Here is a 20,362-nt window from a genome sequence, read left to right on the forward strand (position 1 = left end):
GCAGAAGGATGGCGCATAAAGCGGGTCGCCCTGCAAGGGTCTTGGCGGTATGGTGGCAGCGTGTAAATTTTTATTGGAGTAGCCATTTCCATGCCAGTCCTCCCCAGCCCTGCCCTGGCCTACCGACTGGAAGCCGCCCGGGCTGTTGTGCATGATGCAGCCCGACTGGCCATGTCCATGCGGCCACCGCCGGGCGGGCCACAAGGGGAGTTGAAGTCCGCACAGGATTGGTTGACGGAAACAGATGGTGCGGTTGAAGCTTTTATTGCCCAGCGTATGCAGGCTCTTTTTCCCGAAGATGGTTTTCAGGGGGAAGAAGGTGGCGTAAGTCGCACAGGGAGCCTGCGCTGGGTTGTGGACCCGATTGATGGCACGTCCAACTACGCCCGTGGCCGGTGTCGGTGGTGTGTTTCTCTCGGGTTGATGGATGGGGATGAGCCCGTGGCTGGCGTTATAGATGCCCCGGCACTGGGCGAGGTTTATACAGCGTTGCGTGGATATGGGGCTTTTTTGAACGGGAAGCCCATAAAAGCATCCCCCATAACGGACCCGGCTCGCTCCATGATCGAAATGGGGTGGAGTGGCCGCGTGCCCAAAGCCGTGTTCATGGACAAGATGGACGCTATTATGGAACTGGGCACCATGCCCCGTTCTGGCGGATGTGGTGCGCTGGCACTGGCAGATGTGGCCAGTGGCCGACTTGATGGATACATCGAAATTGTTATCAATCTGTGGGATGTAGCCGCAGCCCTGCCCCTGCTGGCCGAAGCCGGGGCGGTTGTGTCTCCCTTCCTGCAAAATGGCGGATTAACGGGGGGGGCTACCATTCTGGCAGCCAATCCGCATATTGGTCCCATACTGGCCAAGGCTGTTTCCATTCCACTGGAATAAAAACAGGAACTGGCCTTTCTCGCGCCACAAAAGCATGCTTTTTTTAAGCATCAATTTACTGGACTTATCGTGGAGAAACCCGGAATGCATTTCTTTAGACGGCTGTCTTCAGTTTCTCTGGTCCTGGCTGCAACCGTGCTGTCTTCAGGCATGCCTGCGCATGCGCAGGCAGCGGATAATGCGCAGGCAACTGTTGATAAAGCAGCGTTGACTGTGCAGGATATTTTTCTGGGTGCAACCGGACAGAGCGCATTGGTGAGCAATCTGGCCAAGGCGCGCGCGGTTATGGTCTGCCCGTCCATGTTCCGGATGTCTATTGCCTTTGGCGGTGCACATGGAGAATGCGTACTGCTGGCAAAAGATGCGCGTGGCTCATGGTCTGACCCGGCATTTTACAAGCTGAGTTCTGCCTCCTTTGGTATCCAGTTTGGCGTGCAGAGTTCCCAGATCGTTTTTTTCATCATGACCGATCGTGGCCTTCAGGCACTTCTGGATAGTCAGTTCCAGTTTGGTACCAATGCCGGGGCGTCTTTTGCCAATATGAGTTCTGCAGTTGCCAGTTCCAATGCCGGGGCCAGCAATACGGATATTCTGGTTGCACAGAAGTCTCAGGGGGTTTTTGCCGGAGCATCACTTGGAGGGAGCAAACTGACCGTCAATAGTGATGAAAACCGCGCATATTACAAACAAAGCGTTGGCCCTGAAGATATTGTTGTGAGCATGCGCGTTAATAATCCAGATGCGGATCCGCTGCGCAGTATTCTGATGCGTTATGCCCGCAGAGCGCAGACAGCCCCCACAACAGCGTCCCGCACAGCAGCCGCGACAACGGATGCCATTGAGAGTGACAGCACGGGTGTGACTGCTCCAAGTGGCGGAATTGTGCAGGAAAACCTTTCCCCCGCTCGTTCGGGCTCCCGCTAACAGAGCACCAGTCCGGAGTGCGCCAGCCACTTAATGCTTTGCGGTGTTAGTGGCTGGCTTTTTGTTTACGTAAGAGCAGGACGTTATGATTGTGGTCACTCAACGTGGCCGCAAAATTATGCCCCCCTGTTCCATTCGCCACAAAATACAGCATATCGCCTTTTGCAGGATGTGCTGCCGCTTCCAGTGCGGCTTTTCCGGGTGAACAGATTGGCCCCGGAGGCAGACCGGTATAAATATAAGTGTTGTACGGGCTGGCCGTCTGGAGGTCCGCATGGGTTAAGGGCCTGTCCAGCGGTGGTTTGCCCTGCGTAATGGCGTAGATTACCGTAGGGTCTGTTTGTAATTTCATGTTTTTTTGCAGGCGGTTGTAAAAAACACGGGCGACCGATGGACGTTCATCTGGCATGGCCGTTTCTTTTTCAATGACAGATGCCAGCGTAAGAAGCTCTTGCGGGCTGCCTAGTGGCAAACCGCTTTCTCTTTCTGCCCAGATTTGTTTGAGCATCTGCGTCATGCTGGCCTGCATATGGGCCAGCAGATCCTTGCGCGGGCTATTGCGCAGGTAGGTATAGGTCTGTGGAAGAATACTCCCTTCATCAGGTAGGGGAGTGTCTCCCGTCAGTAAGGGAGCGGCCTGAACCAGAGCCTGAATCTGCCAGATTGTCAGCCCTTCAGGAATGGTCAGCTTATGCTGGACAGGCTTGCCATGCCGCAAAATCCATAATGTCTGCTTGATGGAAACAGAAGCGGGAAAATGCAATTCCGCTGCATGCAGTTGTCCCTCCCCGCGGGTCAGGACAAGGGCGATTGAAAAGACCCGGCCGCTCCACCAGTTTGCTGGAATAATTCCGGTATTTTGTAAGGCAGACAAGGTCGTGGCGTAGTTGCCATGTGGGACCACAATATCCTGATCAATGGATAATGGTCCGGGGCAGGTATAGGTCTGCCAGCCTAAAAAGGCGGTAAGCCCCATGCCTGCCGCAAGAGCAAAAACGCCTCCACCAGACCACTTGAGAAAACGGAAAAGTTTGCTGTGGTCTGAAGGAGGAGAGGGTAGTTTTTTACGTTTAGACGCCACGTACGATCAGGCTGGCATTTGTACCGCCAAACCCGAAGCTGTTGGACAGGGCAACGTTGATCGGGCGCTGCTGCGCTGTATGCGCCACGCGATCGATAATGCTCTCGCGCGAGGGGCTGTCCAGGTTAAGCGTGGGTGGTGCCACGTTATCCCGGATGGCGAGAATGGAGAAAATTGCCTCCACCGCACCCGCTGCACCGAGCAGATGTCCCGTAGCCGATTTGGTGGAAGACATAGCCAGCTTTTTGGCGTCATCGCCAAACAGACGTTCTACGGCTTCAAGCTCAAGGTCATCTGCCATGGTCGATGTGCCATGGGCGTTAACGTAATTAATGTCAGCCGTGGTCAGGCCTGCGCTCTGCAAGGCGGAGCGCATGGCGCGGTAAGCGCCATAATGCCCTTCTGATGGTGCCGTAATATGGTAGGCATCGCCGGACATGCCGTAACCGATAACCTCACCATAAATTTTGGCGCCTCGTGCTTTGGCGTGTTCGTATTCTTCGAGCACAACAATCCCCGAGCCTTCACCCATGACAAAACCATCACGGTCCTTGTCCCACGGGCGGGAAGCCTGCTGCGGGGTTGCGTTAAAGCCTGTGGAAAGAGCGCGGGCAGAGCAGAACCCGGCAATACCCAGCGGGCATACCGTGGCTTCAGCCCCACCGGCAACCATAACGTCAGCATCGCCGAACATGATCAGGCGGGCTGCGTCACCAATGGCATGAACGCCAGTTGCGCAGGCAGTCACAACCGAATGGTTGGGTCCCTGAAAACCGTATTTGATGGAAACATGCCCGGATACAAGATTGATCAGGGCAGAAGGGATGAAGAACGGCGACAGCCGCTTTGCTCGCCCTTCATGCACGGTAATGGAGGCGTCATAGATGGTTTGCAGGCCGCCAATGCCAGAACCGATCATCACACCGGTACGACATTTTTCTTCTTCGGTCTGAGGTTTCCAGCCGGAGTCCTCAACCGCTTCCGTTGCGGCAACCAGCCCCATATGGATAAAGCGGTCCATCTTGCGCTGGTCTTTGGTTGGCACCCACTCGGATAGCGTGAGTTTTCCTTCCTCCCGCGGTCCGTCAGGGACTTCCCCTGCAACCTGTGCAGGCAGATCACTCGCATCGAACTGCGTGATTTTACCAATCCCGCTTTCGCCTGCGACCAGACGTGACCATACGTTTTCGACACCGAGGCCGAGAGGCCCGACGATGCCCATGCCGGTGACGACAACGCGTCTCCGTCCAGAATTCATTCCGGCCGAAAGCAACAAACCAGCCCGCTCCCCATTCGACACATATCTGGTCCCCCAGCCATCTGAGGGACCATAATTCTGTAATTTAAGGCAGATGGCCTAGAATCAGGCGGCTTTCTGCTTTTCGATATAGTCGATGGCGTCTTTCACCGTGGTGATTTTTTCTGCGGCATCTTCAGGGATTTCGACATTGAAGGCTTCTTCAAACGCCATCACCAGCTCAACGGTGTCAAGGCTGTCTGCGCCCAGATCGTCAATAAAAGACGCTTCCGGTGTGACCTTGCTTTCCTCGACGCCGAGATGCTCGACCACGATTTTTTTAACCTTATCAGCGATTTCGCTCATCTGTCTTTCTATCCCATATGCCTGCCTACCGAAAATGGCAGGTTGTTCAGGTGTTTAATCCGCGATGGACCTCGTCGCTGGCAGAGAACCAGGTGGTAGATGCCCGCCTCATTCCGGTCCAGCAGTAAGGTGTTGCGCGCGATTAGCACGTTTTATCTCTCCACGCCAAGGCAAACCGGACAAATACATCCGTCGAAAGCCCAAAACAGCATGGTTGCGCTGCCTGTGTGGCACATCTTAAAGCATTTTGCACCACCTGTTCTGGCGATGCATATGCTTTTCGTGTGTTCAGGCCATGACCATGCCGCCATTGACATGCAGCGTAGCGCCGGTCACCCACCGTGCCTCGTCCGATGCCAGGTACAGCACGGCGGACGCAATATCTTCGGGCTGGCCAAGGCGCGCGAGCGGAATGGCGGACAGGAGCTTCTCCTTTTGCGCGTCTGGCAGCACGTCGGTCATGGGGGTGACAATAAAGCCCGGCGCAACCACGTTCACTGTTACTCCGCGTGAACCAGCTTCCTGCGCCAGAGATTTGCTCATGCCCACCATGCCAGCTTTGGCCGCTGCATAATTGGCCTGCCCGGCATTGCCGGTTGTGCCGATCACAGAGGCAATATTGACAATGCGGCCAGCCCGGCGGCGCAACATGCCTTTGAGCGTTGCCCGGCACAGGCGGAATGGGGCGGCCAGGTCGACATTGAGAACCTGATTCCAGTCCTCATCCTTCATGCGCAGGGCAAGCATGTCGCGCGTAAGGCCCGCGTTGTTGACCAGAATATCCAGTGGCGCGCCGGCAACTTCTTCAGCCCTTGCAATCAGGGCATCCGCTTCTGCTGGTTCGCTCAGGTTGGCAGCAGCATAAAACGCGCCTTCCCCCAGTTCTTCCGCCAGTTCACGGATAACGCCTTCACGCGTGCCAGACAGCACAACTTTGGCCCCCTGAGCATGAAGCGTTTTGGCAATGGCGCTGCCAATACCACCAGAAGCACCCGTAACGAGTGCGGTTTTTCCATCCAGTCGGAACATGTTGTGTAAACCTGTTTTAGTGGGATTTCAGAAAGGTTTCGATATCCGCCGGGGTGCCGATGGAAAGGGTCGAAACTTCGGGGTCAATACGCCGCACCAGACCGGACAGAACCTTGCCTGCCCCGATTTCCACAAACGTATCAACACCCAGGCCGGTCATGGTGGCCACACTTTCGCGCCAGCGGACGCGACCGGTCACCTGCTGGACCAGATTGTTGCGAATCGTGTCGGCATCAGTTTCACGCTCGGCGGTCACATTGGCGATTACGGGTATAACCGGCGTGGCAATATCCGCTTTGGCCAGTGCTTCGGCCATGGCGTCTTCAGCAGGCTTCATGAGCGTGGAATGGAATGGGGCGGAAACGGGGAGTTTGACCGCGCGCTTGATCCCCATTTCCTTTGCTATGGCGATGGCGGCATCAATCCCGGTCATCTTGCCTGAAATAACAATCTGGCCACCGCCATTGTCGTTGGCAATTTCGGTGCTGCCACTCTCACTTGCGCGGGTGCAGACTTCTTCTGCCTGTGCCAGCGTTACGCCAATAAGTGCGGCCATGCCCCCTTCCCCCGCTGGCACGGCGCGTTGCATGGCCTGCCCGCGCAGGCGCAGCAGCCGCGCTGCCTGTGCGACATCAAAAGCCCGACCAGCGGCCAGAGCGGCATATTCGCCCAGTGAATGTCCGGCAAGAAGGCTTACCTGGCCAGCAATATCCAGCCCGCCATCCTGCTCCAGAACGCGCAGAACCGCCATGGAAACAGCCATAAGGGCAGGCTGGGCATTCTCGGTGCTGGTCAGGGTTTCTATCGGACCTTCAAAAATCGTTTTTGACAGATGTTCGCCCAGAGCATCGTCAACTTCCTGAAAAACTGCGCGCGCGGCGGAAAAAGCATTAGCAAGCTCCAGCCCCATGCCAACAGACTGGCTGCCTTGTCCGGGAAAAGTAAATGCGTAAACGGCCATGATACTCACTGTTTCAAAAACGACGCCCAAAGGCGGACAGATTGTAAGGAATGGAAGGAAAGACCCCGGCAAATGGTTCTGTCCTTCCGGCAGTCAAAAGTGCTGGCAGAATAGGGCCTGCGTTAACGTGGCACAATACGTTGGGCCGGAAGGAGGAAGGCAAGCCACGGAATTGCCAGGGTTTGCATCCGTTAAGGCACGGTTTTGTGTGCAGGGTCGTGGGTATCTGTGCGCCATGCTCCGGCCGGGTCAATGCCAGAACAGCACAATGTGCGCTCAGGCCGGAGCGCGCAGCAGCACACGATTCAGTCGTTCCAGAATACTAAAGCTTTCTAGCCAGACATGCCGGAATTTTTCCGCATTCACGCCGCGTGTGGCCAGAATGTCGGCCAGTTCTCCCACGGTTCTTTCTCCGTCAATCAGAGGCAGAATGCCGCGGGTCTGGGGCGGTAGCGGGATAGGGACGACAAGTGTGCCAAAGTGGAAGGGCAACATGTTATCGGCCGTCATCTGCCTGGCGAGTTCAGCCCCCGGAATTTCGCGCATGATGGGTACCGCATCTGCGGCCAGCGGGTCAGGTTTTTGGGGAGCCGCGTTTTTGCGCACGACATAGGCAACATGTGTTGCCATATTGCCTGCAAGATCTTCGGCAATGGCGGCTTGTGCCTGCCAGGGCTGGGTGGACAGGCGCGCGCGCAGGCGTGGGTCTGGCAAAAAGAGGGCCGGATCATACCGTGCCGGTTCCATAAGGGCCGTGGGCTCAAGCCCGGCCTGGCCCAGCAGGGCCAGAAATTCGGTGATGGTGTAGGAGCGGTCCCTGGGATTGAGGAGCAGATCGTAAAGCCCTGCATCTCCACCGGAGAGGTGATCCCCAAAATTGCCGTTCTGGTGTAGCCATGCCGTTGCGGGCAGGTTACGCATAACGCGGCGGGCTACATCCAGCCGCTCCTGTGGTGTGCCCGTGAGTGGGGCCAGTTTTTCCAGCACGTCTTGCAGCATGTACACGCCAGTCCGGCCATAGGGGGCATAGACCATCAGCCCCATGCCACCATGAGGCGCGAGATGGTGTTCCAGAATCTGGAGTGCGGCTGCCGGGTCTGGCAGATGGTGCAGCACACCGCAGCAGTCAATATAATCGAATAATCCCAGATCAAGCGCGTCCAGCTCGGTCAGGGAGCCTTGAACAAACCGGATATTGTCCAGTGCGCGGGTTTTGGCACGGGCCTGCGCAATGGAAAGGGCTTTTTCCGAACGGTCCAGGCAGATAATTTCCGCCGGGCGTGCAACCCGCGCAAGCTGTGTTGCCAGCATGATTGCGCCATCACCCGTGCCGCACCCGGCCACGAGCGCCCGCAATGCCTGACTGCGGGGACGTTGTGCGCCAAAGACCCAGTAATCCACTTCTCGCAGGTGGCTGGGGCTGCCAATGAGCAGGCGGCGGGTTTCGTCCTGTGGGTCACGCTCCGGGTAAGGATAGGCTTCGTACTGGGCGGCCAGCCCGGCATCCCGGTCATCCGCTGCGGTGTTGTGTGTCATGGGTCGGCACTCTTTAGCGTGGGAGAAGCTTTCCGCGCTGCCATGCTTCGGCAGCTTCGTCCGCGCTCATGCCTTCTACTCGCATGGCGTAGTCCATGGCGCTGATGATTTTGGCGCTCAGCATCAGTTCATCCAGCTCATCCAGCAGGTCTGTTTCCAGTTCATCACGCAACCCGTCGCGGAGCAGAAGGGTTGCTTCCATCTCTCCCCCCATTGCTTTCTGGGGGTCGTTCAGAATACGCAGCCCCCCCTGATGGAACAGGAAGCAGGGCTGGAACAGGGGCAGAAGGCTGGGCTGCTCGGCGCCGAGAGCTGCATTAAGCCTCGCCAGCGCCTCTTCATCGGGGAGTATATCAAGGGTAAAGCCTGCATCTGCCAGACTGTAGGCGCGCAGCACCTGCTCCATGCGTCTGGCAAGGGACTGAGGTGTCACAATCGTGCGGGCAATGTCCGGTCCGGCCTGAGCCAGATCGCTCAGGGATGTGAGCGGGCTGTTCTCGTCCGAAATACAGCAGCAGGCTTCGGGTTGGAATAGCCGTCCCAGTTGTGTGGTGCCTGTGCAGAGGAGGTCAGAATCCTCATCCGGCAGCCATGCGGCAACATAGATGTCGATCTCCCCCTTGCGCAGCAGGTCGGCCAGAGCCTGCTTGGGGCCGGTTACAATTTCGGGTTCAATATCGTTGGCCTCGAGAACCCGAATGATGGTGGCTGCCGTCGCCTCATGAATGGTGGACTGAGGATAGGCGAGTGTCAGGGATGTCATTTCGGGTTCCTCTGGATCAGTCGGGACAGCAAGATGCCTGCCCTGTCCTTGCCGCACGGTAAAGTGCAGTGGCAATCCCTCAAATGGAAATATCTGCTTCCATCGGGTATTTTATCAGCTTCAGGGCAAAGAAAAACCGCCACCCCGGGGCATGGGAGTGGCGGCCGGAAAGCACCAGAAAGTTATGGGAGGGTTAGGCGGCAACAATATCCTGTTTGACCGGCAGAACAGGGCGGATCATGTTCAGGGCATCGGCAAAAGAAGCAAACTGGCCCAGAGTGTTGTCACGCACCGCGTCCATAACAATCCAGCGGTTGCCGCGAGAATAAACCTTGTAGGCGGGGTTTGATGTTTCGCGCACCCATACAAGAACATAGCCTGATGAAACACCAGCCTGCTTCTCCTCAGCAGGAAAGATATCGGCATCGCAAATGCCCATGGGCTGACTGGCGGCAATCCAGCGGTCCAGATAGTCGCGGTGGCGACACATGATTTCCATCTGGAACGGGATAATCTGGCAGATGTTCTGTGTTTCCGACTGGCGCAGCATAAGTTCTGTATCCCCTACATCAAAACCCGGTGGCTCTTTCTGATTTCGAGAGTAAGGGCGAAACTTCATGCCGCGCTACAGGAAAGAGGGGAATTTCGCCTCATAAACGGGCAGGTTGGCGAGGTAGTGGCGAAAAAAACACAGAAATGCAGAATTTGATGGAAGTTTATGCACAAAAATAATGCAATTGATTAAATAATGCACATTTTTTGAGGCTGAGATGCAGAGAGGTGTGAAAACTAATTAAACACAAAGTCCGAATTACAAGGAGAGGGCTGCGCCATGCATCGGGTTGCTTGAACGTGTGGCAGGTTTGCCGGGGCGGTCTGGGATGAAGGAGCATGGCTGGCCGGGATGGACGCGGGCTGGTGGCTCTCGCTTTGTTCGATTCCAGAAAGTGTTTGTGCCTGCTCCCCAAATCTGAGTGGGTAATTGTTGAGACTGCTCTCATCCAAAAGTTGCGGGGTATGTGCCGCGTGTGGTGGCTGTGTGAGGGGGCTTGGGGCAGGTTCGAAAAGAGGCTGGCATCACAAATTTGTGATACGAAGAAAAGTGCGTGAAGCAGGCACGGTTTTCATGCTTTGCTGTAGCAGCACGCTAACGACTGTGCTACGCATGCGTTGGGCATGTTTGCAATATTCAGGAGGGGGAATGATGGGCTTTTTGTTCAAAGCACGTAATCCTGTCAACCCATTCTGGCAGTTTGCCCGTTTTTCAATATCCGGAGAAGTTTCCATCTTCTCCGCACTCCAGGATCAAGACCGTTGAAAAGTAACAGGACCGACCGCAGCCCCCGTTCTCCTCGCCGCGGCGGATTTGATGACGACAATTATATGTCGATGCCTTCTTTCGGTGAGCGTCCCGCTTATGGTGGCGGCGGCGGCGACCGTGGTGGGTTTGCTCCGCGTCGGCCCGCTGGCGGTCCGCAGGTTATCGCTTCCGGCCCGGAAGTGGGTGCAGCCGTTAAGTGGTTCAATGGCGAAAAAGGCTTCGGCTTTGTTGAACTCGCTGATGGATCGGGCGATGTGTTCCTGCACGCCAATGCACTGTCTCAGGCTGGTGTGCAGGGTGTAAACCCCGGCGCTACGCTGGTTGTGCGCATTGGTCAGGGGCCTAAAGGTCGCCAGGTTGCCGAAGTCATCTCTGTTGATGAAAGCACGGCTCAGCCGGAACGTCCGCGTAGCCCCGCTGGTGGCCGTCCTGGCTTTGGCGCCCGCCCTGCTGCCCGCCCCGCTCCTGATCTGTCTGATGCTGAAGATACGCGCGGTACCGTTAAGTGGTACAACGCTGTTAAAGGCTTTGGCTTCATCACGCCTGAAGGCGGTGGCAAGGACATCTTTATCCACGCTTCTGCGCTGGAACGTTCCGGTCTGCCGGGCCTGAATGAAGGTCAGGGCGTGAACGTTAAAGTTGTTCAGGGCCAGAAGGGCCCCGAAGCTGCTGAAGTGACCTCTGCCTGAGGGACTGCTTTTTAGCGGTTAGTAAGAAAAAAGCCTCGGTTACATGACCGAGGCTTTTTTATGCCGTTTACATCTGTCAGTATTGTGCGGGCCTGTTTGTATGGAACAGGCGGAATGCGCTAGTAGTCGCCCTTCCCCTTGTTGCGGATCAGGCGGGCCTTGTCACGCTGCCAGTCCCGGTCTGCTACGGTCTGCCGCTTGTCCACACTTTTTTTGCCAACACCCAGACCAAGGGTAACTTTGGCCAGTCCGCGGTCGTTAAAGTGAATATCCAGCGGAACAAGGGTTGCTCCCTGCTTGGCAATGGCACCCATAAACTTCTGGGCCTGCTTACGGTGCATCAGCAGTTTGCGGGGGGCGCGCGAATCAAAGCGGGACAAAACTCCCCCCTGATATTCAGGTATATAGCTGTTAAACAGCCAGAGTTCGCCATTACGTTCGCCAGCAAAGGCCTCGCCAATTGTTGCGCGGCCCAGGCGCAGGCTTTTAACTTCCGGCCCTTTCAGTACAAGCCCGGCCTCGACTGTTTCCTTTATGGTGTAGTTAAAGCGGGCCTTGCGGTTTTGTGCGACCATGCCGTGGGAGATCATGGTGCTTTTGCTGGATTTTGTGGACATGATCAGCCCAGCAACCCAACATCAACCAGAGCCTGCCGTACCTTGTGGCGCGATTCATCGCTCAGGGGTGCCAGTGGCAGACGGCAGGTTTCTCCCGCAAGGCCCAGCAGGCTTGCCGCATATTTGGCGGGTGCGGGATTGCTCTCGCAGAACAGGGTGTCATGCAGTGGGGTCAGGCGGTCCTGAATGGCAATGGCTTCCTGCGTCTGCCCCGCTTTCCATGCTGCTTGTACTGCGGCGCACAGGGCGGGAGCAATGTTGGATGTCACGCTGATGCATCCGTCCCCCCCGGCTGCAAGAAAAGCTACAGCAGTGCCATCTTCGCCCGAAAGCTGGTTAAAAGACTTGTCCACTGCCCGGCGGACCTGCAGGGGGCGGAACAGGTTTGCGGTTGCATCCTTTACCCCTACGATATTGCCGTGTTTGGCCAGACGAGCCGTTGTTTCCACACTGATGTCAATAATGGAGCGGCCGGGAATATTGTACAGAATAACCGGGATGGAAACAGCGTCCGCTATGGCCATGAAGTGCCGGTACAGACCTTCCTGCGTAGGCTTGTTGTAATAGGGAGCCACAACAAGGGCTGCGGCAGCCCCCGCCTGCTCCGCGTGACGGGCCAGATCAACGGCTTCGGACGTGCTGTTGGAACCCGCCCCGGCAATAACAGGCACACGGCCGTTGGCAACTTTTATGGTGCGTTCAACAACAGCGTGGTGCTCTGTGTGTGACAGCGTTGGACTTTCGCCCGTTGTACCTACGGCGCATAGACCTGCGGTACCTTCCTTGATCTGCCAGTCCACCAGTTTTTCAAACGAGTCAAAGTCCAGACTTCCATCCCGGTTCATGGGGGTGATGAGCGCAGTTATGGAGCCGGAGAAGAATGTATGAGGCATGGGGCGGTCACTTATCCTGGAATGGCATCTGCTGGAGCGGAACGTGGGACGTCCTGCCCTTGGATGGAAGCACGGTGCCGGAACGGCGATTGTTGATAGACACCTAGAATTGTGGCGTTTTTGGAAAAAAATTCAAGTTCCGCCAAGGCTTTGCCCAGATGGGAATCGCCGGGGTGGCCCTCTACATCCATCAAAAAACGTGTAGCGGCAAATGTTTCGCCCGACATGTAGCTTTCCAGCCGGGTCATGTTGACGCCATTGGTGGCAAAGCCTCCAAGCACTTTATACAGAGCGCCGGGGCTGTTTTGTACACTGAAGAGCAGCGTGGTCATGACGTGAGGTGTCTGTGGTGTGGGCACCTGCGGTGTGCGCGCGGTAATATAGAAGCGCGTCGTATTGTGGGAGGCATCTTCCACATTCCGCTGCAGGATTTCCAGCCCGTACAGTTCTGCGGCAAGGGCGGAGGCCACGGCGGCTTCCTCGGGCTTTTGCCAGAGTGCGACCAGCTCTGCTGCTCCTGCCGTGTCAAACTCGGTTACAGGGATCAGGGTGTTGTTTTTAAGCAGGTTACGTATCTGGGCCATGGCCACAGGATGCGTATGTATGCGGCGGATCTGCTCCATGCGTGTGCCGGGGACAACCAGCAGGCAGTGTTCAACACGCTGGAAGTGCTCGCCAATAATGTGCAGCCCGGCTGCTGGCAGGAGCGAATGGATATCAGGCACACGGCCTGCCAGACTGTTTTCGCATGCCAGCATGGCCTGTTCGGCCTTGCCTGCATGCACGGCGTCTATGGCATCGGCAAAGCTGTGGCATGGCAGGGTAGTCCAGCCGGGTCGCGCGGCGCGGCAGGCCATATCGGAATACGCTCCGTGCATGCCCTGAAAGGCTATAATCCTGTCCATCATGGCCTTTCAGCTCCAAGCAGGCGGCGTGCCCGTTCCAGATCCTGTGGTGTATCAACCCCAAAGGGCGCGATTGCAAGACGTGCGCAGCCAATACGCATACCATCTTCCAGCGCCCTGAGCTGTTCCAGACTTTCACGTTTTTCCAGGCCAGATGGGGGGAGTTGGACAAAGCGGGCCAGAGCGGTCCGCCGCCACGCGTAAATACCAACATGGTGCCATAACGGCCCCTGCCCCGCGGGAATGGGCTGACGGGAAAAATAGAGTGCAACCGCATGTTCGGCTGCCTGCTCAAAGTGGCATGCGACCTTGACAACAGAAGGGGCTGCTGCCTCTTCTTCAAAGGTAATGGGGGCGACGAGTGTTCCAATATCAAACGCAGGATCATCCATGACCCTGCACACCGTATGCAGGGCATCTGGTGCCAGTGTGGGCAGATCTCCTTGCAGGTTGATGATGGTGGAGTATCGCTCGTGCGGGTCCAGTGTCTGCACAGCCTGCCAGACCCGGTCTGAACCGGATGGCAGGTCAGGGTCGGTCAGTACCGCCGTCCCGCCCGCGTTGGTGACAATATCGCAAATCTCGGGGTCAGCGGCTGCAACCACAACCGGACCAATTTCGGCCCTGAGAGCCGCATGAAGCACATGTACGATCATGGGCAGCCCGGCAATATCGGCCAGGGGCTTGCCGGGTAGCCTTGTTGAGGCAAGTCTGGCGGGTATGACAACAAGGGGCGGCATGCTCAGCTTGCTCCAGAATACAGCGCGTTTTATAGGCGTGGAAAAGTGCGGCGCAGTCTAGAAAAGCTGCAATGCAAACGCAACCAGTGATCAGCAGGGCAAAAGTTCGGATGGATGGCAGGTTCCTGAACAGGGTGGCGGTTTCGGCGTTGATAAGCGTGGTGGCCTTGGGGGGGGCGCTGGTGACGGCGCATGCGATCGTGCCGGACACAGCCCCTGCGGCTCCGGTTTTTCGTCTGCCAGACCTGCGGGCAGTTCCTGTTGCGCCTTACATGGTGCGTGCCAGTCTGGCGCATGGCACTATGCTGGCGGGGCGTATTTGTGCTCAGTGCCACAGCTTTGCCCTTGGGAGCGAAGGAAATGCCGGTCCGGTTCTGGCTGGTGTTGTGGGGCGGAATATAGCGACTTTTCCCGGCTATGCCTATTCTGCGGCTTTGCGTCAGCATGCCGCGCAGATATGGGATGACCAGAGATTATCTGACTGGCTTATGGCGCCTGCCAGATATGTGGTGGGCACACGCATGTCTTTTGCCGGTCTGTCCGATCCGCAGGACAGGGCGGATGTGATCAGCTATTTGCATACACTGCACACCCCTGCCCCCACCCTCACCCCAGCAACAGGAGAAAGCCGATGACCCCGCAGATAACAGACCAGTTTGTGGATGTGGCAATCATGCTGGCGGAGACGGCGCGGAGCGTTGTCCGGCCATGGTTCAGGCGTGGTGTCGGGGTAGAGAGCAAAAAGGATGCAAGCCCTGTTACGGTGGCGGACAGGACGGCAGAACGGGTTATGCGGGCTATTCTGGCTGAACGTCTGCCAGAGCATGGTGTGTTTGGCGAGGAATTTGGGCAGGACAACGCTCAGGCGGATTACCAGTGGCTGCTGGACCCGGTGGATGGCACACGGGCGTTTGTAACCGGACGTCCGCTTTTTGGTACTTTGATTGCCCTTTTTTACAAAGGAGAGCCTGTGCTGGGTATTCTGGACCAGCCGGTTCTGGGTGAACGCTGGGTTGGGGTCAAGGGACGTGCGACCATGTTTTCTTCTTCTTTGGGGGGGCAGGCGCGCACCCGGCAGGATGTTGTGCTGGACGAGGCTGAAATGTCGTGTACATCGCCCGAAATGCTCGAACTGGCACCGCATGACCGCTGGAAGGTACTCAAGCAGCAGGCTCGGCGCATGACATGGGGGGGGGATTGTTACGCTTACGGGCTGCTTGCCCTGGGCCAGATTGATCTGATTGCCGAATGTGACATGAATCCCTGGGACTGGGGAGCACTTGTGCCCATTGTGCAAGGCGCTGGCGGGGTTATGAGCGCGTGGGATGGTTCCCCCCTGCGGATGGATGGAGATCGCACGGTTCTGGCCGCGGGTTCCGCTTCCCTGCACCGTGAGGCTGTGCGTATTCTGCAGGCGGGTTAACAAGATTTATTGAGGGGAATATCGCCAAATCTGGCCGGTCAGACTATGCATTGCCCCGGTTTTGCGATAGGTCTGCGCTTCGGTACAACAGCGATGGTCAGTCCAATATGAGCACGAGCACGCACCTGTCCCTCTCCAAGGACAAGATCCGTATTCTTCTGCTGGAGGGTATCCACGATAGTGCCGTCGCCCTCCTCAAGGCCTGTGGTTACGAAAATGTCGTACGCCACAAAGGCGCGCTTGAGGGCGATGCGCTCAAAAAAGCGCTGGAAGGTGTGCATATTGTTGGTATCCGCTCGCGTACGCAGCTGACCAAGGACGTGCTTGAAGGGGCAGATCGCCTGATGGCCATTGGCTGCTTTTGTATTGGCACCAATCAGGTTGATCTTGAAACCGCACGCCTGAACGGGATTCCGGTTTTTAATGCGCCGTACAGCAACACGCGCTCCGTGGCCGAACTGGTCATGGGGGAAATTGTTATGCTGATGCGTCGTATTTTCCCCCGCTCGGTCGAGTGCCATAAAGGCGAGTGGACCAAATCTGCGGCGAATAGCTGGGAAGTGCGCGGCAAAACACTTGGGATTGTGGGTTATGGCTCCATTGGCTCACAGCTCTCCGTTCTGGCGGAAGCCTTTGGCATGCGGGTTGTCTATTACGATGTGACGGATAAACTCGGCCACGGCAACGCTCTGCCGGTTGATACGCTGGATGACCTGCTGGCCCAGAGTGATGTGGTGAGCCTGCACGTACCTCAGCTGCCAACTACGGCAAACCTGATGGGTGCAGAGCAGATCAGCAAGATGAAGAAGGGATCCTTCCTCATCAACAATGCCCGCGGCAATGTTGTCGATCTGGATGCGCTGGCCAAGGCGCTGGAAAGCGGACATCTGCTTGGTGCCGCCATTGACGTGTATCCCAAAGAACCCAAAGGCCCGGGTGATCTGCTGTCCACCCCGATCATGGGGCTGGATAACGTCATTCTCACCCCCCATATTGGTGGTTCCACGGCGGAAGCTCAGGAACGTATTGGTGTGGAAGTCGCCCGCAAGCTGGTGGAATATTCGGACGTTGGCTCCACGTTTGGTGCGGTTAACTTCCCGGGTGTTCAATTGCCGCAAAGCCCGCGTGGCACGCGCTTCATGCATGCACACCATAACATCCCCGGTGTTATGATGAAGCTGAATGAAATCTTCCTGCGTGAAACCTGCAACGTAACAGCCCAGTTCCTCCAGACCGATGGAGAGATCGGTTATGTGGTGATTGAGGCCGATACGGGTGGGGATACGGATCTGGACGACCGTCTGCTTAAGGCACTGCGTGAACTTGATGGCACGGTTCGTGCCCGTCTAATTTACAAGGGTCGCTAAGCATGGCTTGCGGAGTGCGGGAATGATCTATTCCCGCATCCGCAGTTTTGCTTTTTCGGGTATCGAGGCCAGACCCGTATGGGTTGAAGTGCAGATATCCTCTGGTTTGCCTGCATTTCTGGTTGTAGGTCTGCCAGACAAGGCGGTAGGTGAAGCGCGTGAGCGTGTTCGGGCCGCCTTGACCGCCATAGGGCTGGCGCTCCCTGCAAAGCGTATTCTTGTTAATCTTGTTCCTGCCGACCTCCCAAAGGAAGGATCACATTTTGATCTGCCCATCGCGCTGGCCCTGCTGGCGGCCATGGGGGTGATCTTTGCAGAGGAAGTGGGGCGTTATGCAGCCCTTGGCGAACTCTCGCTCGATGGGCGGCTTAATCCTGTTTCGGGTGTGCTTTCGGCTTCTCTGGAGGCGGCCTCCATGGGGCTGGGGCTTGTGTGTCCTGCTCCACAGGGCGAGGAAGCCTTATGTGGTGGTGATATTGCCATCCTTGCGGCGCCAGACCTTCTGGCGTTGATCAACCATTTTTCTGGTCTGCAAATCCTCAGCCCGCCTGTTTTTTCCCGCTCGGAACCTCCTGCTACAGGTGTTGAACCTGATCTTGCGGATATCAGAGGGATGGAAACAGGGCGCAGGGCGCTGGAAATTGCGGCTGCGGGTGGACATTCCCTTTTACTTTCCGGTCCGCCAGGTGCGGGTAAATCCATGCTTGCGGCACGGTTGCGCGGATTATTGCCTGACCTGTTGCCATCGGAAAGTCTGGCGGTTTCACGCATTTACAGTGCAGCCGGGCTGTTGCCTGATGGCAGGCCCATACGCCGCCCGCCTGTGAGGGAGCCACACCATTCCGCGAGCCTGCCTGCACTGGTGGGCGGTGGTGCGCGCGCCAGACCGGGGGAAATCAGTCTGGCGCACCATGGTGTGCTGTTTTTGGATGAACTGCCCGAATTTTCGCGCGCAGCGCTTGAGGCTTTACGCCAGCCGCTGGAAACCGGTCAGGTCAGTATTGCGCGCGCGGCCAGACATATCACCTACCCTGCCCGTTTTCAGCTTATAGCTGCCATGAACCCCTGCCGTTGTGGGTATCTGGGGGATGCAATGCGCGAATGTAGCAAAGCGCCCCGTTGTGGAGCGGATTATCTGGCACGTCTGTCCGGCCCCCTTATGGACCGTGTTGATCTGCATGTGGCCATGCAGCCCTATGAACCCCTTGGTTACATGACGGAGATGGGGGGAGAAAATACCGCAACAGTCGCCTTGCGTGTGGCTCGGGCCAGAATGTTCCAGACAGAGCGGCAGGGTATACAAAAAAATGCCGAGGCGGCGCTGAATGTGCTCTCGCTTACCGGGAGTGCTCAGGAACTGGCGCAGGTTGTGGCGGAGCGGTACCGTTTTTCTGCGCGGGGGTACACCCGTCTGTTGCGGGTTGCCAGAACCATTGCCGATCTGGTGGCCGCGCCAGATGTAGAGCCGCAGCATATTGCCGAAGCTGCTACATTCCGTGCCCGCTCCGCTTCGTAAGCTTCAGGCTGTGTGGTGCAGGGCGTTAAAGGCCTGATCCAGATCATCAATCAGGTCCTGTGCGTTTTCCAGACCGATCTGTAGCCTGAAGGCGGGAAGTTCCGGCTGTTCTGCGCCAAAATTCCGCGTTATGCCTCCTGTGGTCGGGAGTACCAGACTTTCGTATCCACCCCATGATGCACCAATGCCAAACAGTTGCATGGCGTTAATCATGCGTTCCATGCTCTGGCAGGTGTATGGGGGCTTCAGAACCACGCCAAACAGGCTGCCTGCACCTGTAAAATCGCGTTTCCAGAAGTTATGGCCCGGGCAGTCTGGCAGCGCAGGGTGCAGAACCTGCGCCACTTCAGGGCGTTGTTTGAGCCATGTGGCAACCTGCAGGGCGGTGCGGGCCTGCTGCGCCAGACGGACCCCCATTGTGCGCAGACCGCGCAGGGTAAGCCAGCATTCGTCTGGTCCGGCCACCTGACCAAGCTGGATGGAGGCATCCCGCAGGATATGCCAGCTTGCCTGATCGGCTACAGTGACGGCTCCGGCAATAACATCCGAGTGGCCGGAAGGATATTTGGTCAAGGCCTGAATGGAGACATCCACGCCATGTGCAAACGGGGCAAAAATGCCAAACCCCCATGTGTTGTCCAGAAAAAGACGAGCGCCATGCCGGTGAGCAACTTCTGCCAGCATGGGAATATCCTGCACTTCAAACGTATGGCTGCCCGGGCTCTCGGTAAAAATGATGCGGGTGTTGGGCTGGACGTATTCTTCCACTTCGGACCGGCTGGCACAGGGAGGAAAGTAGGAAATGTCCACTCCAAAGCGCCCGAGCATGTTGTCGGCAAAACGGCGGGTTGGGCCATAAACGCTGTCGGCCAGCAGGCAGTGATCGCCTGCTTTTAAAAAAGCCAGCAATGGCGTGGTGCATGCCGCCAGACCGGAGCTGACAATCTGGCAGTCTGTGCCACCTTCTATGTGCGCAATCAGTTTTTCCAGCTCGTGCTGGGTGGGGGAGCCCATGGCGCCATAGATGCTTGTGTGAACATAACGTTCCTGACCTTTGCGGTTCATGCTCTTGAGCGAGGGAAAGAGCACAGTGGAGCCACGCTCCAGCGGTGGGTTGACGTATGTCCCCGCTTCGGACGGGGGGGGGCGGCCTGTATGGGTCAGGGACGTGCCAAGTTTCTGCCACCCGGCATCAACACTGTTGCGGTCTGTCATGGCTTTTGTCCGTTTGTCACTGGCATACCCGGTGTGCTGCCCCACTCGGCCCAGGAACCATCATAAAGAGCGTTGGAGGTAAATCCCGCCAGTTCCAGTGCAACGTTCAGCACTGCGGCGGTCATGCCGGAGCCACAGGTGGTGATAGGGTGCGTTGTGGCGGAAACACCCGCCTGTAAAAACAGGGTTTGCAGTTGTGAAGCGGGAAGAAAAAAACCATTTTCGTCCAGCACGGTTTTATAGGGAATGTTGCGTGCGCCGGGCATGTGCCCGGATTTTACGCCTGCGCGCGGCTCAGGTTCTGTGCCATAAAAACGCGCAGCACTACGGGCATCCAGTATGGGGCGGTTTTGCAGTCGAACATGTTCAAGCATGTCCCCAAGACCGGCCAGACGGGAATATTCTGTTCTGGGGTGGTAGACCTGCGGGGTATGCAATGCCCCCTCCCCCTGTTCCACAGGAAGGTTCTGCTGCCGCCAGGCCTTTAGGCCGCCATGGATGATCTGGGTTTTTTCATGCCCGAACAGTCTGGTCATCCACCAGGCCCGGCATGCAGAAGCTACATTGCCCTGATCGTAAAAAACAACATGGGTCTGCGGGGTAATACCCATCTGGCCAAACAGATACGCAAAGCGTGCGGCAGATGGCACGGTATGCGGCAGGGTGCTCTGCAGGTCGGAAAAAACAGAGATGTCAAAATACTGGCTGCCCGGAATATGGCACGCCATAAATTCAGTCTGCGGGTCAAATGTCTCCCCGGGTAATGGTGTTGTGGCATCCAGAAAGCGGATTGTGGTGTCCGTGGCAAGTGCTGGGAGAAAGCTGCCGGGAATGAGAGGAGACATGGCCAGAGACCTCATGTTTTTTAACAGGACAATAACGATCACA

Annotated in this window: 21 protein-coding genes; 7 read left to right on the plus strand and 14 right to left on the minus strand. The window is 57.0% G+C overall.

All coding sequences use genetic code 11. The features are described from left to right. Window positions 1–90 precede the first annotated feature (90 nt). Both PY793_RS02675 and PY793_RS02680 read left to right on the plus strand, forming a co-directional pair. Window positions 91–891, plus strand: a complete 801-nt coding sequence (locus PY793_RS02675; RefSeq protein WP_275176552.1) for an inositol monophosphatase family protein — start codon at window positions 91–93, stop codon at window positions 889–891. Window positions 892–975: 84 nt separating this feature from the next. Next, window positions 976–1,815 carry a lipid-binding SYLF domain-containing protein gene (locus tag PY793_RS02680; RefSeq protein ID WP_275176553.1) on the plus strand — a complete coding sequence of 280 codons (840 nt, stop codon included), beginning with the start codon at window positions 976–978 and terminating at the stop codon, window positions 1,813–1,815. Window positions 1,816–1,861: 46 nt separating this feature from the next. On the opposite strand, the gene mltG is transcribed toward PY793_RS02680, so the two are convergent. The 8 genes from mltG to PY793_RS02720 form a co-directional block, all read right to left on the minus strand. Next, window positions 1,862–2,896, minus strand: coding sequence for an endolytic transglycosylase MltG (mltG, locus tag PY793_RS02685; protein ID WP_275176554.1), 1,035 nt, complete (start codon window positions 2,894–2,896; stop codon window positions 1,862–1,864). Further along, window positions 2,886–4,154 (minus strand): beta-ketoacyl-ACP synthase II, encoded by a 1,269-nt coding sequence (gene fabF / locus PY793_RS02690; RefSeq protein ID WP_275176555.1) that lies wholly within the window; start codon window positions 4,152–4,154, stop codon window positions 2,886–2,888. Before fabF ends, mltG begins: the two co-directional genes overlap by 11 nt. Before the next feature lie 105 nt (window positions 4,155–4,259). Next, complete coding sequence (locus tag PY793_RS02695) at window positions 4,260–4,499, minus strand: acyl carrier protein (RefSeq protein ID WP_025825175.1); 240 nt, start codon at window positions 4,497–4,499, stop codon at window positions 4,260–4,262. Between the two features lie 288 nt (window positions 4,500–4,787). Next, entirely contained in the window at window positions 4,788–5,528 is a 741-nt protein-coding gene (gene fabG, locus PY793_RS02700) for a 3-oxoacyl-[acyl-carrier-protein] reductase (protein WP_275176556.1), read from the minus strand. Between the two features lie 16 nt (window positions 5,529–5,544). Further along, complete coding sequence (gene fabD / locus PY793_RS02705; protein ID WP_275176557.1) at window positions 5,545–6,489, minus strand: ACP S-malonyltransferase; 945 nt, start codon at window positions 6,487–6,489, stop codon at window positions 5,545–5,547. Window positions 6,490–6,765: 276 nt separating this feature from the next. After that, the gene (locus PY793_RS02710; protein WP_275176558.1) at window positions 6,766–8,025 is read right to left on the minus strand and encodes a class I SAM-dependent methyltransferase; all 1,260 of its coding nucleotides are present in this window, start codon (window positions 8,023–8,025) and stop codon (window positions 6,766–6,768) included. A gap of 13 nt (window positions 8,026–8,038) precedes the next feature. Then, entirely contained in the window at window positions 8,039–8,788 is a 750-nt protein-coding gene (locus PY793_RS02715; RefSeq protein ID WP_275176559.1) for a glycine betaine ABC transporter substrate-binding protein, read from the minus strand. 193 nt (window positions 8,789–8,981) lie between these two features. Next, window positions 8,982–9,407, minus strand: a complete 426-nt coding sequence (locus PY793_RS02720; protein WP_275176560.1) for a hypothetical protein — start codon at window positions 9,405–9,407, stop codon at window positions 8,982–8,984. 695 nt (window positions 9,408–10,102) lie between these two features. Here PY793_RS02720 and PY793_RS02725 point away from each other — a divergent pair. Then, window positions 10,103–10,798: a cold-shock protein gene (locus tag PY793_RS02725; protein WP_275176561.1), complete on the plus strand. Its 696-nt coding sequence runs from the start codon at window positions 10,103–10,105 to the stop codon at window positions 10,796–10,798. Between the two features lie 119 nt (window positions 10,799–10,917). Here the strand turns inward: PY793_RS02725 and smpB are convergent, their stop codons facing one another. From smpB to PY793_RS02745, 4 genes are read right to left on the minus strand one after another with little or no spacing between them, the layout of a single operon-like run. Then, window positions 10,918–11,415 (minus strand): SsrA-binding protein SmpB, encoded by a 498-nt coding sequence (gene smpB / locus PY793_RS02730; RefSeq protein ID WP_275176562.1) that lies wholly within the window; start codon window positions 11,413–11,415, stop codon window positions 10,918–10,920. Between the two features lie 2 nt (window positions 11,416–11,417). After that, a complete protein-coding gene (dapA, locus tag PY793_RS02735) occupies window positions 11,418–12,308 on the minus strand; it encodes a 4-hydroxy-tetrahydrodipicolinate synthase (protein ID WP_275176563.1) in 891 nt (296 codons plus the stop codon). Window positions 12,309–12,319: 11 nt separating this feature from the next. Next, a complete protein-coding gene (locus PY793_RS02740; RefSeq protein ID WP_275176564.1) occupies window positions 12,320–13,216 on the minus strand; it encodes a prephenate dehydratase in 897 nt (298 codons plus the stop codon). Continuing rightward, window positions 13,213–13,953: a 3-deoxy-manno-octulosonate cytidylyltransferase gene (locus tag PY793_RS02745; RefSeq protein WP_275176565.1), complete on the minus strand. Its 741-nt coding sequence runs from the start codon at window positions 13,951–13,953 to the stop codon at window positions 13,213–13,215. The genes PY793_RS02740 and PY793_RS02745 overlap by 4 nt, the downstream gene beginning before the upstream one ends. 110 nt (window positions 13,954–14,063) lie before the next feature. Between PY793_RS02745 and PY793_RS02750 the strand changes: the two genes are divergently transcribed. The 4 genes from PY793_RS02750 to PY793_RS02765 all read left to right on the plus strand — a co-directional run bounded on the left by PY793_RS02750 (window position 14,064) and on the right by PY793_RS02765 (window position 18,259). Next, window positions 14,064–14,588, plus strand: a complete 525-nt coding sequence (locus PY793_RS02750; protein ID WP_275176566.1) for a c-type cytochrome — start codon at window positions 14,064–14,066, stop codon at window positions 14,586–14,588. Next, window positions 14,585–15,376, plus strand: a complete 792-nt coding sequence (locus tag PY793_RS02755; protein ID WP_275176567.1) for an inositol monophosphatase family protein — start codon at window positions 14,585–14,587, stop codon at window positions 15,374–15,376. The genes PY793_RS02750 and PY793_RS02755 overlap by 4 nt, the downstream gene beginning before the upstream one ends. Window positions 15,377–15,483: 107 nt before the next feature. Next, window positions 15,484–16,743: a phosphoglycerate dehydrogenase gene (gene serA, locus PY793_RS02760; protein WP_275176568.1), complete on the plus strand. Its 1,260-nt coding sequence runs from the start codon at window positions 15,484–15,486 to the stop codon at window positions 16,741–16,743. A 22-nt stretch (window positions 16,744–16,765) separates the two neighbouring features. Then, window positions 16,766–18,259, plus strand: coding sequence for a YifB family Mg chelatase-like AAA ATPase (locus tag PY793_RS02765; protein WP_275176569.1), 1,494 nt, complete (start codon window positions 16,766–16,768; stop codon window positions 18,257–18,259). A gap of 3 nt (window positions 18,260–18,262) precedes the next feature. Here PY793_RS02765 and metC read toward each other — a convergent pair whose 3' ends face one another. Continuing rightward, window positions 18,263–19,474: a cystathionine beta-lyase gene (metC, locus tag PY793_RS02770; protein ID WP_275176570.1), complete on the minus strand. Its 1,212-nt coding sequence runs from the start codon at window positions 19,472–19,474 to the stop codon at window positions 18,263–18,265. Continuing rightward, entirely contained in the window at window positions 19,471–20,319 is an 849-nt protein-coding gene (locus tag PY793_RS02775) for a sulfurtransferase (protein WP_275176571.1), read from the minus strand. The genes metC and PY793_RS02775 overlap by 4 nt, the downstream gene beginning before the upstream one ends. Between the last annotated feature and the right edge of the window lie 43 nt (window positions 20,320–20,362).

Source organism: Acetobacter fabarum (assembly GCF_029069195.1).
Lineage (GTDB): Bacteria > Pseudomonadota > Alphaproteobacteria > Acetobacterales > Acetobacteraceae > Acetobacter > Acetobacter fabarum_A.